The sequence below is a fragment of the Ruegeria sp. N7 genome, assembly GCF_056531345.1.
The window spans coordinates 910,147-923,942 of sequence record NZ_JBQFLR010000001.1; the positions used below are offsets into that span (position 1 = coordinate 910,147).

Below are 13,796 nucleotides of genomic sequence, written 5' to 3' on the forward strand. Positions count from 1 at the left end.
CCGGATCACTTGGTTCCGAACATCCGGTCACCGGCATCCCCCAGACCGGGCATGATGTAACCTTTCGAGTTCAACTCGCGGTCCAGCGCTGCCGTGACGATACGAACGTCAGGGTGTGCTTCCTTCATCCGCGCGACACCTTCGGGTGCCGCCAACAGGCACAGAAAGCGAATATCCGTCGCCCCGGCCTGTTTCAGCAGGTCAATGGCCGCGGCCGAGCTGTTACCAGTCGCCAGCATCGGATCCACCGCAATGACCAAACGGTCCTTCAGGCTTTCGGGGGCCTTGAAATAATACTGTACGGGTTTCAGCGTTTCTTCGTCGCGATACAGCCCCACGAAACCGACGCGTGCCGAAGGTACAAGTTCCAGCACCCCGTCCAGCATCCCGTTTCCGGCGCGAAGGATCGACACCAGCGCCATTTTCTTACCCGCCAGTATGGGGGCGTCCATTTCTTCCATCGGCGTTTCGATATTTCGCGTTGTAAGGGGAATGTCGCGCGTGACCTCGTAAGCCAGAAGCAATGTGATCTCGCGCAGCAACTGCCGGAATCCGGCGGTCGAGGTGCCCTTGTCCCGCATGAGCGTCAGCTTGTGTTGCACCAGCGGGTGATCAACGACGGTCAGGTGTTCGCTCATGTGTTCTCCAATCTTTTCTTGACCCGCGCGCGGGTGTCATCATCACAGAAGGCCGCGTTCAGGGCCATCTCATTCAATGCCGCAAAATCCCCGGCCTCCCAGCCGAACGCCGCGTTCAACATCTCATATTCCCGCCGCATGGTCGTGTGAAAAAACGGAGGATCGTCGGTGGAAATCGTAACCTTTACGCCCGCATCGCGCAGTTTCGCGATGGGGTGGGCGGCAAAATCTGGGAAAAGACCCAGAACCACATTCGAACCCGGACACACCTCAAGCGTGACATCCCGGTCAACCAGTTCACGAACAAGTTCAAGGTCTTCGATGGCGCGGACGCCGTGCCCGATACGCTCAACCCCCAGATCGCGCACAGCGTCGCGCACACTGTCAGGACCGCCAAACTCACCCGCATGCGTGGTCAGGCGCAGCCCGGCTTCGCGGGCACATTCGAAAGACCATTTGAAGTCACCCTGCGTGCCAATGGATTCGTTGCCGCCCATGCCAAAACCGGTGATCCAGTTTCCGGCGGTCTCGGCCGCACAATGGGCACTCCGCCTGGCTTGTTCGGGGCCAAAATGGCGGACACAGGTAACGACACCGCGCAAGGTGATATCGAATTTACGCTCGGCTTCGTCCGCCGCATCCTGAATGGCATTCAGATAATCCCGCCACGCATGCAGGTCGCCACCGCCGCAAAAATCAGGGCTGAGGAAGGTCTCGGAATAAACCACGCCATTTTCAGCGCTTTCCTCAAGAATGGCCAATGTGAGCCTTCGGAAGTCTTCGGGCGTTTTCAGAACTTCGCAAGCGGCTTCGTACACGCTCAGGAAATGCGCGAAATCACGAAAATCATAAGATCCGTCTGGCTTGAAGATACCGCTCAGGTCAACGCGTTTTTCGTGGGCAAGCTGGCGGATGAAGGCCGGAGGTGCCGCGCCTTCGTGGTGAAGATGCAGTTCAATTTTGGGCAGGTCTGCAACGCTCATAAAAAGTTCCTTCCCGGACCTTGCGCCGGAATGTTCAGATGGTGGGCAATGCTGGCCGCAATATCGGTAAAATCTACTTGCCCGATTTGTCCGGTACCCTGTCCCGCAATCAGAACCGGAACCTGTTCACGGGTGTGATCTGTTCCGGTCCAGCTTGGGTCATTGCCATGATCAGCTGTTAACAGCAACAGATCGCCTGGTCGAAGTTTCTTCAGTATATCCCCGATCTCGCGGTCAAACCATTCCAACGCTCGGGCATAGCCGCTGATGTCGCGGCGATGCCCATAAAGGCTGTCAAATTCGACAAAGTTGGCGAAGGTCAGACTGCCCTCTTCCGCCTCGCCCACAAGATCAGACAGGTGCTGCATCAGCTGGGCATCCGACCCTTTGCGCAGCGTGTCGATCCCCTGCATCGAGAAGATGTCGCCGATCTTGCCCACTGCATGAACCCGTCGCCCTGCATCCTGCACCCAGTTGGTCAGCACCGGTGCCGGGGGCAGAATGGCGAAATCCTTGCGATTGGTCGTCCGTTCGAACCCCGTCTCAGGCGTTCCGACAAAGGGGCGCGCGATGACACGCCCCACTTTCATCTTGTGCAATCGCGGAGCAAGCGCGCGGCACATGTCCAGCAACCGTTCCAGCCCAAAGCTTTCCTCATGGGCCGCGATCTGAAACACACTGTCAGCGGATGTGTAGCAGATCGGCCAACCGGTGCGCATATGTTCGGCACCCAGTTCGGCTATGATCGCTGTCCCGGACGCGTGGCAGTCACCAAGAATGCCTTCGGTCCCAGCAGCTTCGGCTGCCGCGCGACTCAGTTCCGCTGGAAAAGCCGGAACCGTGTTTGGAAAGTAATGCCAATCCCAAGGCACCGGCAGGCCCGCCAGTTCCCAGTGGCCCGAGGGCGTGTCCTTACCCGGCGAATGCTCACGCGCGTAGCCCCATAGTCCAGCAGGTTCGGCATCGAGGCCCGGAGTGGCGTCTCCAGACGCCAGCCGCACAGCCGCGCCCAAACCCAGCGCGTCCAGGTTAGGCAGGTGCAACGGGCCGGTGCGCCCCTCTTCTGCACGGCCCTCCGCACAAGCTTGGGCGATATGGGCCAGCGTGTTTGCCCCGGTATCCGGGACATCACCGTTGAAAAACTGATCTGCGTCGGGTGCCCCACCTATTCCAACAGAATCCATAACCACAAAGAATGCACGGCTCATACGCTGATCCTTTCGTGGATCAGATCAGGAAGCTTTGGAACTGTATCGCTGATCGTCATCGCGCTCAGCACAGTGTCCGCCGCGCGCCGTGCGGCGTCTTCCCGTGCAGCGTGGACCACGGCAATGGGTGAACCTTTTGAAACACGATCCCCCAGCCTGAGGATGTTGGATATTCCTACGGCCGGATCGATCTCATCGCTTTCGACCTGACGGCCGCCACCCAGCGCGACGACCGCAAGGCCCAGAGCCTCTCCGTCGATGGCGGAGATGTAACCGTTTTCGGGGGCAGGAACCTCCTGAATAACGCTCGCCTCAGGTAGGAAACGGGTCCAGGTATCGACAAATTTCACAGGACCACCAACCGCTGCCATCATGCGGCCAAACCGTTCGGCAGCGCGACCGTCACGGACGATCCTGGCGATCTGCTCGCGCCCCTCCTCGACCGAGTTGCATATGCCTGCATCAGCCAGCAGGACGCCGCCCAACTCGGCAGAAATGTCCACCAGTGGCGAAGCGTCAGGACCGGTCAGAACCTTCATCACTTCCGCGACCTCCAGTGCATTACCCAGCGCCGGGGCCAAAGGCTGGTTCATGTCCGTGATCACCGCCGAAGTCCGGCACCCGGCCGCGTTCGCTGTCTCGGTCAATGCTGTGGCCAGCTTACGGGCATCCTCAATTGTTTTCATAAAGGCACCGCTGCCGACCTTGACGTCAAGAACCAACGCATCCGGGCTGGCCGCCAGCTTTTTGGACAGGATCGACGCTGTGATCAAATCCAGACTTTCGACTGTTGCCGTTACATCCCGCACTGCATAAAGCCGCTTGTCCGCCGGTGCAATCTGGCCCGTCGCGCCAACGATGGCCGCGCCCGTTTCGCGCAATATCTGCGCAAGTCGGTCCTGACTGATCTGAGTGCTGACACCCGGAATCGCCTCGAGCTTGTCCAATGTTCCACCCGTGTGCCCCAAACCCCGACCCGAGATCATCGGCACATACGCACCACATTCCGCCAGCGCCGGAGCCAGCACAAGGCTGACGCAGTCCCCGACCCCACCGGTCGAGTGCTTGTCGATCACCGGCCCGTCCACATCCCAACCGAGAACATCGCCGCTATCGCGCATCGCAATCGTCAAGTCCGCACGCCCCTGAGGACCCAGCCCGCCCATACAGACGGCCATGGCAAACGCCCCGGCCTGCGCATCGCTGACGCTGCCGTCTGCCAACCCTTGCGCGAACCAGATCAGCTCGTTGCGGCCTGGAACTTCGTGCCTGCGCAGTTTGGCTATGATTGAACGGGCGTCCATGCGTTCAGACATCCTCCATGTGCGACGCGTCGAACGCACCCGGCAGCAAATCTCCGATGGTTGTCTCAAACTCCGCACCATCGACGGTTGCCAGAGTGACCTTTACATCGCGTTTGCCAAACTCGGCCAGCTTCTGACGGCACCCACCGCAAGGCGGCACAGGCTGAGGGCTGGAGGCAACCACGTAGACTTCGGTCAGTTCCTGCTCGCCCGCGGCCACCATTGCGGCAATTGCCCCTGCTTCCGCGCAGGTGCCCTCGGGATAGGCCACATTCTCGACGTTGCACCCGGAAAAGACATGACCCGACGAAGACCGAAGCGCTGCGCCAACTTTGAAGTTCGAATATGGCGCGTAGGCGTTTTCCCGGACAGACAAGGCAGCGTCTTTCAGCGACATGGCGATTCCCCATTTTTTGATCATCTGGTCAGAAATTTGCACGCTAACGTATTAAGGCGGGGAATTTGAAGCCCCCGACCCATGTTTTTCGCTTAACCCAGCGTTGTGTTGAAGGTACCGGGTAAGGTGACTTCCAACAATTCGATATTGTCTGTTGGGTCGGACAGCCGTGTGCGCATCCCAGGTGGGATGACGAAAGCATCCCCTTGCTCCAGCCGGTAGGGCTCACGCCCCTCTCCTTCCAGGGTGACCTCGCCGCCCATCACAAAGGTAAAGTGAATGTCGGTGTCATGGCTGGCCCATTCCGGATCCCCCGACCCTTTGCGCACAACCTGCACCCCAGCGACACCCTTGGTGTTCTCGGCAATCGTGGTGTCGCGGCAGATGTACCCCGGCAGGCGGAAGGGCATCCACTCGGCACCCTTGGCCTGATTATAGACAAAGCGTTGCCCCTGCCATTCGCGGTCCGGGCGGATGTGCGGAGTGGGAAGTGTCATGTCATGGTCGATTTCCGTGATATGCTCAGCCGGCACACCGATCTCGATAACCTGAACATTATCAGAAGCTTCGAGAACACGGTGCCGGATTTCCGGTGGTTGAATAAAGCAGTCCCCCGCTGTCAGACGCATTTTCTCGCCCTGATCCTCATAGACCACATCCACCCAGCCATGGATGCAAAAGATCAACTGAAACCCGACCTTGTGAAAATGCACCATGTCCGGAACCGGCCCACCATCGGGAATGCGGATATGGCTGGCAATAATCGACCCACCCAACCGATCCGGCACCAGATCGCGATAGTGCATCCCGGCCCGGCCAATGATCCAGGGGGCCTGATCCTTGAGCCTGCGCACGACAAAGGAATGCACGGTCTCTGGCATCACCAGTGGCGGATTTCGTTCTTCAATTTCGATTCGGGTGCCATTCGGGGCTACAAGAACGCGTTCACCACCCGCGAAATCAGACGGATCATCCGTCAGGATACGCAATGTTCCCGGACTTTCCGGTGCGTCTTTTTCAATGCGCAACCGCACGCCATGCCCCGAAAACACCGCGACGCGCGGATCGTCAGCGGGATAAATCATGTCCATCTTCATCCCCAGTTTTTTTGTGTAAAAAGGGATGTCGTCGCGAATTTCCTGTGTGGGCAGGCGAATTTCAGCGTGCGTTTTCGCCAGATCGGATGTCTTGGTCATCAGTATTCTCTTCGAATTGCAACTTTGGCTATCCGATCAGAACAGACGCCAAAGGCCAATCGAAAAGAACATCTCCGGCATTTCTTCCATAACGAAGAAGCGCATTTCAATAATCACAGGTAAAACTCCGCCGTTCAGCGCGGTGAACTCGACCAAATCTGGGTGATGACAACCGCCCAACACCACTGCAACCAACATCCAACCTACTGATCCCTCGTTCGTTACCAGCCGGGTCATCAGTTCTGAATGTCACAACGGCCTTGCCAGAGTGATCTTGGTCGTCACAATGTGAAAAGGCGAAAATGAACTCAGACAATATCAATCCGGTTTCACGGTTGCGACATCACGGCAGAGTTACGTAGCGTAGCCAAGTCCAAATAAATAGTTTAAGGCTAAATCAAATTCTCAATGGGAGCTGAATCGCCGATGTCTGACACCCCCAGCCTGCGACAAGCTGCGCTCGAATATCATGAATTTCCCAAACCCGGAAAGCTTGAGATCAAGGCCACCAAGCCGATGGCCAACGGTCGCGATTTGGCCCGCGCCTATTCGCCCGGCGTGGCCGAGGCCAGCCTTGAAATCAAGGCCGATGCAGCCAATGCCGAGCGGTATACAGCGCGCGGCAACCTTGTTGCTGTGGTGTCAAACGGCACCGCCGTGCTTGGCCTGGGGAATATCGGGGCACTCGCGTCGAAGCCGGTTATGGAAGGCAAGGCCGTTCTGTTCAAGAAGTTTGCGGGCATCGACTGTTTCGATATCGAGGTCGATCAGCCCGATCCCGAAAAGCTGGCGGATATCGTCTGTGCCCTTGAACCGACATTTGGCGCCATTAACCTGGAAGACATCAAGGCCCCCGATTGCTTCATCGTCGAAAAGCTCTGCCGTGAACGTATGAACATCCCGGTTTTCCATGATGACCAGCACGGAACTGCCATTGTGGTCGGGGCTGCGGCCAAGAATGCGCTACATGTGGCCGGAAAGTCTTTTGAGGACATCAAGGTCGTGTCAACCGGTGGCGGGGCCGCCGGGATCGCGTGCCTGACCATGCTGGTCAAGCTGGGCGTGAAACGTGAAAACATTTGGCTGTGCGACATTCACGGGCTTGTCTACGAAGGACGGGCCGAGGACATGAACCCGCACAAGTCACAGTTCGAGCAGAAGTCGGACTTGCGGACGCTGGACGATGTGATCGGTGGGGCTGACCTGTTTTTAGGTCTCAGCGGACCAAATGTTCTGAAGCCTGACATGGTCCGGAAAATGGCAAGCCGCCCGATCATCTTCGCCCTGGCCAACCCGACGCCGGAAATCCTGCCAGAGGATGCCCGCGCGGTTGCACCAGACGCAATCATCGCCACGGGTCGCAGCGATTTTCCCAATCAAGTCAACAACGTGTTGTGTTTTCCGTTTATCTTCAGGGGTGCATTGGACGTCGGAGCGACAGAGATCAACGACGCGATGCAGATTGCCTGCGTGGATGGTATCGCTGAGATGGCGCGCGCAACCACAAGCGCCGAAGCCGCGGCTGCCTATAAGGGCGAGCAACTGACCTTTGGCCCGGATTACCTGATCCCGAAACCATTTGACCCGCGTCTTGTGGGCGTGGTGTCATCGGCGGTCGCCAAAGCCGCCATGGAAAGCGGTGTTGCAAAACGCCCTATCGACGACTTTGACGCCTATAAGGAAAAGCTCAACCAGACTGTCTTCAAGTCTGCCCTTCTGATGCGTCCTGTGTTCGAGGCTGCGGCCGTCGCATCCCGTCGCATCGTTTTTGCAGAGGGTGAAGATGAAAGGGTTCTGAGAGCCGCGCAGGCCATTCTCGAAGAGACGACGGAAACGCCAATTCTGATCGGGCGACCCGATGTGATCGAAACCCGGTGTGAAAAGCTGGGGCTGACCATTCGTCCGGGCAAGGACTGTCAGATCGTCAACCCGGAAAACGACCCGCGCTATTACGATTATTGGACTTCCTACCACCAGATCATGCAGCGCCGCGGTGTTACACCGGATCTGGCCAAAGCGATCATGCGCACCAACACAACGGCCATTGGCGCGATCATGGTGCATCGTGGCGAAGCGGACAGCATGATCTGCGGCACATTTGGTGAATTCCGCTGGCACCTGAATTATGTCGAACAGGTGTTGGACGACAACAAACTGCGCCCGCATGGTGCCTTGTCCCTGATGATCCTGGAAGATGGCCCCCTGTTCATTGCCGACACGCATGTCCGGCAATTGCCGTCGCCGGAAGAACTGGCAGAAACCACCATTGGTGCTGCGCGACATGTTCGCCGGTTCGGGATCGAGCCCAAGATCGCCTTCTGTTCGCAGTCGCAATTTGGCAATCAGGCTGAAGGATCAGGCAAACGGCTGCGGGCGGCGCTGGAAATCCTTGATCGGCAGCCGCGCGATTTTGTCTACGAAGGCGAAATGAATCTGGATGCGGCTTTGGATGCAGACCTGCGGGCGCGTATCTTCCCAGCGTCGCGACTAGAGGGGGCGGCCAACGTTCTGATATTCGCCCACGCAGATGCTGCCAGTGGCGTACGCAATATTCTGAAGATGAAGGCGGACGGGATTGAAGTTGGCCCGATCCTGATGGGCATGGGCAACAAGGCCCATATTGTTACTCCATCCATCACCGCGCGCGGTCTGCTGAACATGGCGGCGATTGCAGGAACACCCGTGGCGCATTACGGTTAACCGGGGGCAGCCTTGCTGGCGCCCCTGCCAACAGGGGGGGGGAAGCGCATGAAAGGACATTGCCACTGCAACGCCGTGCATTGGGAAAGCGATGCCCAAGCCGCGTGGAGCTGTTATTGCCACTGTTCAGATTGCAGGCGAAACTGCGCCGCGCCGGTCACGGCTTTTTTCGGGCTGCCGCATGAGGCGGTCAGATGGTTGGGTCAGGCACCAAAGATCTATCGCTCATCGGAAGGGGTTGAACGTCTGTTTTGCGGCAACTGCGGAACCCAGATGGCCTATCGCACAGCGCGCGATACGGTGAACATTCATCTTTACACCGCAACGCTGGACAACCCGGAGACCCTGCCGCCACAGTTTCACGTGTTCCACGCCGACCACCTGCCCTGGCTGAACCTTCAGGACAAGCTGCCACGTTACGCCAAAACGGCTGGTTGAGCTGATTCTCGGAACGGCACAATATTTGCACGCAATGGTTTGCAATTTTGCAAAACTTTCTATTGCTGCGACAAAAACTGTGCTTCAACTGTAATTTTGCAAAAATTTGCAAGTCATATTCCGCTGATCTGCAAATTTTTTGCGGTAAACTGACGCGTCGTCACGCGTCGCGCTTGCCCGGATGTTTTCAGCGACCTAACACAATGTCCAAGCCGTTGTGAGGAGGACAAGATGGCGTATCAGGACGTTTATGACAGCTGGAAATCCGACCCCGAAGCGTTCTGGATGAACGCTGCAAAAGGGATCGATTGGGTCAAGGCCCCCAGCAAAGCACTGTTCGACGACAATGCGCCCTTGTACGAATGGTTCAGCGACGCGCGGGTCAATACCTGTTGGAATGCCGTAGACCGTCATGTGGAAAACGGGCGCGGTGAACAAACCGCCATCATCTATGACAGTCCCATCACCCACACCAAGCGCGAGATATCCTATGTCGAGCTTCGCAACCGCGTGGCCACTCTGGCCGGCGCGCTGCGCGCAAAGGGTGTCGAAAAAGGTGACCGTGTCATTATCTACATGCCGATGATCCCTGAAGCGCTTGAGGCGATGCTGGCCTGTGCCCGCCTCGGCGCCGTGCATTCGGTCGTGTTCGGCGGGTTTGCCAGTAACGAACTGGCCGTGCGCATCGACGACGCCAAACCCAAAGCAATCATCGCCGCGTCCTGTGGGATGGAACCCGGTCGCGTGGTACACTATAAGCCCCTGCTTGACGGTGCGATCGAGCTGGCCAACCACAAACCTGATTTTTGTGTGATCTTCCAGCGGGAACAAGAGGTCGCCCAGTTGATTGAAGGGCGCGATTTCAACTGGCACGGTTTCCAATACGGTGTCGAACCGGCTGAATGCGTGCCGGTTGATGGCAATGACCCGGCTTATATCCTTTACACCTCTGGCACTACGGGTGCACCCAAAGGGGTCGTGCGCCCCACTGCCGGACACCTTGTGGCACTGAACTGGACGATGAAGAATGTCTATAACGTCGATCCGGGCGACGTGTTCTGGGCAGCCTCCGATGTGGGCTGGGTCGTGGGGCACTCCTATATCTGCTACGCGCCCCTGATCCACGGAAACACCACAATTGTGTTCGAGGGCAAGCCAGTCGGCACCCCGGATGCTGGCACCTTCTGGCGCGTGATCTCGGAACATAAGGTCAAAAGCTTCTTCACCGCACCTACGGCCATCCGCGCCGTCAAACGAGAAGACCCCAAAGGCGAATTGATTGGCAAATACGATCTGTCTCATCTACAGGCCCTCTATCTGGCAGGCGAACGCGCCGACCCTGACACAATTATCTGGGCACAAAACGCGCTGAAGGTTCCGGTGATCGACCATTGGTGGCAAACCGAAACCGGCTGGGCCATTGCCGGGAACCCGCTGGGTATCGAAGAGCTTCCGGTCAAGCTGGGCTCGCCCGCAAAACCGATGCCGGGTTATGACGTGCAAATTCTGGATGAAGGCGGTCACCCGATGAAGGCCGGTGAACTGGGTGCCATCGCGGTTAAATTGCCCCTGCCCCCAGGCACCTTGCCAACACTGTGGAATGCCGAAGCACGGTTCAAGAAATCTTATCTTGAACACTTCCCCGGATATTACGAAACCGGCGATGCCGGGATGATTGACGAAGACGGGTACCTCTACATCATGGCGCGCACCGATGACGTCATCAACGTTGCCGGCCATCGCTTGTCGACGGGCGGGATGGAAGAAGTGCTGGCTGCCCACCCCGATGTGGCTGAATGCGCGGTGATCGGAGTTTCGGACCAGCTGAAGGGGCAGATGCCGGTCGGCTTCCTGTGCCTGAATGCTGGTGCCACACGGGATCATGGCGATGTGGTTCAGGAAGTCGTCAAAATGGTTCGGGAGAAAATCGGGCCGGTGGCCGCCTTCAAACTGGCTGTTGTCGTCGACAGGTTACCCAAGACCCGTTCCGGTAAGATCCTGCGTGGTACGATGGTGTCGATTGCAGACGGTCAGGACTACAAAATGCCTGCAACAATTGATGATCCTGCCATCCTTGATGAGATCAAAGAAGCGTTGCAGACAATTGGTTACGCCAAGTAACCATCGGGTGGCACAGGCCGCCCATGTCATGTCCGCCCTTGCAACCTGAATCTGGGCCCCTACTGTCGCTGTAAGACAGTGAGGGCCCATGACACATACCGATATCTGGCGTCTCAGCGCCACAGAGCTGACCACCTTGACCCGACGCGGCGATCTGAGCGCGACCGAGGCGGTTCAGGCCTCGATTGATCGCATGGACGCGGTGAACCCCGCGCTGAACGCGGTCGTCGAAGACTTGCGCACCGAGGCCCTGGAACGCGCGCAGTCGCTAGATGCTGCACGGGGGCGTGGTCAGCCGACCGGCCCGCTGCATGGTGTTCCGGTAACAATCAAGGTGAATGTCGATCAGAAAGGCCACGCCACCACCAACGGTGTCATTGCGCTGAAGGACGTAATCGCTCCGGATGACGCGCCGGTGGTCAGCAACTTGCAAAAAGCGGGGGCCATTGTGATCGGGCGAACGAATACGCCCGAGTTTTCCTTCAGGGCCGACACCGACAACCCCCTGCATGGGCGCACGTTCAACCCGTGGGGACGGCACATTTCACCCGGGGGATCATCCGGTGGCGCTGCTGCCGCCGTGATGGCAGGTGTCGGTGCGCTGGCCCATGGCAACGATATTGGCGGCAGCCTGCGCTTTCCGGCAGCCGCCATCGGAGCGGTTACGGTGAAACCGGGGTTGGGACGCGTTCCCGCGTGGAACCCAAGTCAGAAGGCCGAACGCGGATTGCTGGCGCAATCAATGTCGGTTCAGGGCCTGATCACTCGGTCGGCTGCGGATCTACACCTGTCCATGCCCAGCCTGATCGCCACCGATGCGCGGGATCCGTTCCACGTACCAATGCCCTGGCGCGGTGAGCGTTTTGACCAGCCGATCAAGGTGGCATTCACCAAGAACACCTTCGGCTATGCGCTGCACCCCGAGGTCGAAAAAGCCCTCGACACTGCGCGCGATGCGCTGGTCGATGCAGGGTACGACGTTGAAGAGGTCGATCCACCCGATGTCTTTGAATGTGGCCGGATCGGGTACCGGACCTTGATGGGCGAAGTGCTGACCCTGATGAAATCTGACATTGAAGCCGCTGGTTCCAAAACCATCCGCGACATCTTTGACGTCTACTTTCAGGAATTCCCGCCCATCGTTGAAACAGAATTGGTCCGGATGCTGGCCAAGCGCAGCTATTATGCCCGTGAATGGTCCCTGTTTATGCAGGACTACCCGCTGGTCTTGTCCCCTTTCCTGCCACAGCCATTTTTCAAACCCGACCGGGACACCGAAGGCGCGGAGGGCGTGCATGATGTTCTGGGATGCGCTGTCTATTCCTATGCGATGAACTTTCTGGGACTGCCTGCAGCCTGCGTTCCGTCACGATTGGCCAACCTTCCCAAAGGGCCTCAACCTATCAATGTACAGATCGCGGCACAGCGCTGGCGCGAGGATTTGGCCGTGGATGCCGCCGCCGCGATAGAAGCTCGCGTGGGACAGATGTGTTTCCCGCTTTGGGATCACATGTAACAAAAAATAGACCCCGGGTCATTGTGCCCGGGGTCCAGCTGCTAAAATAAGCCCGGATTTCTGATGACGAGCGTAGCACCACCCACCCTCGCCAGCGCAAAATCTGCGCAACCATTCGAAAACACCGTTTAGGTGGCCACTCACTCCCACCTTGGCGTGTTCTCCGGACAAGTTCACATTAGCCAATCATTAAGGGAATTCCTGTGAACTGCTTCACACAGGCGTGAGAAAAATTTGGGGATGGCCTATTTTACGTGAATTGTTCGGATATTAGACGTTCTTCCAACCCATGGCCGGGGTCGAAAAGGATACGGTGCGCAATGGCTGGTTCCGACCTGATCTCAACCCAGTCGATATCCGGGAAAGAAACGGAATCGGCGGCCACGATGACCGGGCGCTTGTCAGCTTCGACCACATCGAACCTGACTTTCGCCATTTTCGGCAACAAGGCACCACGCCACCGCCGTGGGCGAAACGCTGCGATGGGTGTCAGGGCCAGAACGTCAGCACCAATCGGAACAATCGGCCCATGCGCGGAATAGTTATAGGCGGTCGATCCCGCAGGCGTGGCAAGCAATGCCCCGTCACAGACCAGTTCGGCCATGCGTACCCGGCCGTCTACGCTGATCTTGAGCCTTGCTGCCTGAGGACCGGCGCGTAGCAATGACACTTCGTTGATCGCCAGCGCCTCGTGCAGTTTTCCAGATTGGTCCATCGCTTGCATGGCCAACGGGTTGATAACCTCTTCCTCGGCATCCTCCAGCCGCGCCATCAGATCGTCTTCGTGATACTCATTCATCAGAAAGCCGATCGTGCCGCGATTCATCCCGTAAACCGGAGTATCGAGATGCTGCACATTGTACAAAGTGTGCAACATGAAGCCGTCGCCGCCCAATGCAACCACTACATCTGCGTCCCGAGGTGCCACATTACCATATTTGGTCACCAGGGTGTCACGCGCTGTTTGCGCCACTTTGACCTCACTGGCGAGAAAGGCGATTCTCTTTTTCATGTTTTGTGGTTTCCGGTGTTGCACATTTGGTTCCGAAACAAACATACCTTTCCCCAATAGGCCAGTCTTGACGCCGCAGCAGGCCAAATCGTCGCTTTAAGCCTTTTGCGAATGTGGCGTTTCCGATAGGAAATCCGCAAGATTTATACCCAGCCATGTGGAGCGCCAATGAACGCCAATCTTCGTGACACCGGATTTTTCACCCAGTCCTTGTCGGACCGCGATCCTGAGCTTTTTGGCTCGATCCGGTCTGAGCTGGGTCGTCAGCGCGACGAGATCGAGC

The 13,796-nt window shown here is 57.8% G+C and carries 12 protein-coding genes; 4 read left to right on the forward strand and 8 right to left on the reverse strand.

The features are described from left to right. Positions 1-5: 5 nt before the first annotated feature. From upp to ACR0ES_RS04555, 7 genes are all read right to left on the reverse strand, one after another. Positions 6-638 carry a uracil phosphoribosyltransferase gene (gene upp, locus ACR0ES_RS04525; RefSeq protein WP_480484262.1) on the reverse strand — a complete coding sequence of 211 codons (633 nt, stop codon included), beginning with the start codon at positions 636-638 and terminating at the stop codon, positions 6-8. Then, positions 635-1,621: an adenosine deaminase gene (locus ACR0ES_RS04530; protein ID WP_480504516.1), complete on the reverse strand. Its 987-nt coding sequence runs from the start codon at positions 1,619-1,621 to the stop codon at positions 635-637. Before ACR0ES_RS04530 ends, upp begins: the two co-directional genes overlap by 4 nt. Then, complete coding sequence (locus ACR0ES_RS04535) at positions 1,618-2,829, reverse strand: phosphopentomutase (RefSeq protein WP_480772934.1); 1,212 nt, start codon at positions 2,827-2,829, stop codon at positions 1,618-1,620. The genes ACR0ES_RS04530 and ACR0ES_RS04535 overlap by 4 nt, the downstream gene beginning before the upstream one ends. Continuing rightward, positions 2,826-4,133, reverse strand: coding sequence for a thymidine phosphorylase (locus ACR0ES_RS04540; RefSeq protein ID WP_480772935.1), 1,308 nt, complete (start codon positions 4,131-4,133; stop codon positions 2,826-2,828). The genes ACR0ES_RS04535 and ACR0ES_RS04540 overlap by 4 nt, the downstream gene beginning before the upstream one ends. 4 nt (positions 4,134-4,137) lie before the next feature. Beyond that, complete coding sequence (locus ACR0ES_RS04545) at positions 4,138-4,530, reverse strand: cytidine deaminase (RefSeq protein ID WP_267365809.1); 393 nt, start codon at positions 4,528-4,530, stop codon at positions 4,138-4,140. 92 nt (positions 4,531-4,622) lie between these two features. Beyond that, entirely contained in the window at positions 4,623-5,726 is a 1,104-nt protein-coding gene (locus ACR0ES_RS04550) for a cupin domain-containing protein (RefSeq protein ID WP_480772936.1), read from the reverse strand. Positions 5,727-5,762: 36 nt separating this feature from the next. Beyond that, positions 5,763-5,963, reverse strand: a complete 201-nt coding sequence (locus tag ACR0ES_RS04555; RefSeq protein WP_480772937.1) for a hypothetical protein — start codon at positions 5,961-5,963, stop codon at positions 5,763-5,765. Between the two features lie 189 nt (positions 5,964-6,152). On the opposite strand from ACR0ES_RS04555, the gene ACR0ES_RS04560 reads away from it, so the two are divergent. The 4 genes from ACR0ES_RS04560 to ACR0ES_RS04575 all read left to right on the forward strand — a co-directional run bounded on the left by ACR0ES_RS04560 (position 6,153) and on the right by ACR0ES_RS04575 (position 12,501). Continuing rightward, positions 6,153-8,426, forward strand: a complete 2,274-nt coding sequence (locus ACR0ES_RS04560; RefSeq protein ID WP_480485160.1) for an NADP-dependent malic enzyme — start codon at positions 6,153-6,155, stop codon at positions 8,424-8,426. 48 nt (positions 8,427-8,474) lie between these two features. Then, on the forward strand, positions 8,475-8,864 hold the full coding sequence (locus ACR0ES_RS04565) for a GFA family protein (RefSeq protein ID WP_480484268.1): 390 nt from the start codon (positions 8,475-8,477) through the stop codon (positions 8,862-8,864). Positions 8,865-9,095: 231 nt separating this feature from the next. Beyond that, the gene (gene prpE, locus ACR0ES_RS04570; RefSeq protein ID WP_480772938.1) at positions 9,096-10,985 is read left to right on the forward strand and encodes a propionate-CoA ligase PrpE; all 1,890 of its coding nucleotides are present in this window, start codon (positions 9,096-9,098) and stop codon (positions 10,983-10,985) included. An 88-nt stretch (positions 10,986-11,073) separates the two neighbouring features. Next, positions 11,074-12,501 carry an amidase family protein gene (locus ACR0ES_RS04575; RefSeq protein WP_480484270.1) on the forward strand — a complete coding sequence of 476 codons (1,428 nt, stop codon included), beginning with the start codon at positions 11,074-11,076 and terminating at the stop codon, positions 12,499-12,501. 250 nt (positions 12,502-12,751) lie between these two features. Here the strand turns inward: ACR0ES_RS04575 and ACR0ES_RS04580 are convergent, their stop codons facing one another. Further along, positions 12,752-13,558: an NAD kinase gene (locus ACR0ES_RS04580; protein WP_480484271.1), complete on the reverse strand. Its 807-nt coding sequence runs from the start codon at positions 13,556-13,558 to the stop codon at positions 12,752-12,754. Between the last annotated feature and the right edge of the window lie 238 nt (positions 13,559-13,796).

Bases quoted from the DNA above. Each gene is read 5' to 3' on its own strand.
- upp (WP_480484262.1), bottom strand. From the start codon at position 638: ATGAGCGAACACCTGACCGTCGTTGATCACCCGCTGGTGCAACACAAG.
- ACR0ES_RS04530 (WP_480504516.1), bottom strand. From the start codon at position 1,621: ATGAGCGTTGCAGACCTGCCCAAAATTGAACTGCATCTTCACCACGAA.
- ACR0ES_RS04535 (WP_480772934.1), bottom strand. From the start codon at position 2,829: ATGAGCCGTGCATTCTTTGTGGTTATGGATTCTGTTGGAATAGGTGGG.
- ACR0ES_RS04540 (WP_480772935.1), bottom strand. From the start codon at position 4,133: ATGGACGCCCGTTCAATCATAGCCAAACTGCGCAGGCACGAAGTTCCA.
- ACR0ES_RS04545 (WP_267365809.1), bottom strand. From the start codon at position 4,530: ATGTCGCTGAAAGACGCTGCCTTGTCTGTCCGGGAAAACGCCTACGCG.
- ACR0ES_RS04550 (WP_480772936.1), bottom strand. From the start codon at position 5,726: ATGACCAAGACATCCGATCTGGCGAAAACGCACGCTGAAATTCGCCTG.
- ACR0ES_RS04555 (WP_480772937.1), bottom strand. From the start codon at position 5,963: ATGACCCGGCTGGTAACGAACGAGGGATCAGTAGGTTGGATGTTGGTT.
- ACR0ES_RS04560 (WP_480485160.1), top strand. From the start codon at position 6,153: ATGTCTGACACCCCCAGCCTGCGACAAGCTGCGCTCGAATATCATGAA.
- ACR0ES_RS04565 (WP_480484268.1), top strand. From the start codon at position 8,475: ATGAAAGGACATTGCCACTGCAACGCCGTGCATTGGGAAAGCGATGCC.
- prpE (WP_480772938.1), top strand. From the start codon at position 9,096: ATGGCGTATCAGGACGTTTATGACAGCTGGAAATCCGACCCCGAAGCG.
- ACR0ES_RS04575 (WP_480484270.1), top strand. From the start codon at position 11,074: ATGACACATACCGATATCTGGCGTCTCAGCGCCACAGAGCTGACCACC.
- ACR0ES_RS04580 (WP_480484271.1), bottom strand. From the start codon at position 13,558: ATGTTTGTTTCGGAACCAAATGTGCAACACCGGAAACCACAAAACATG.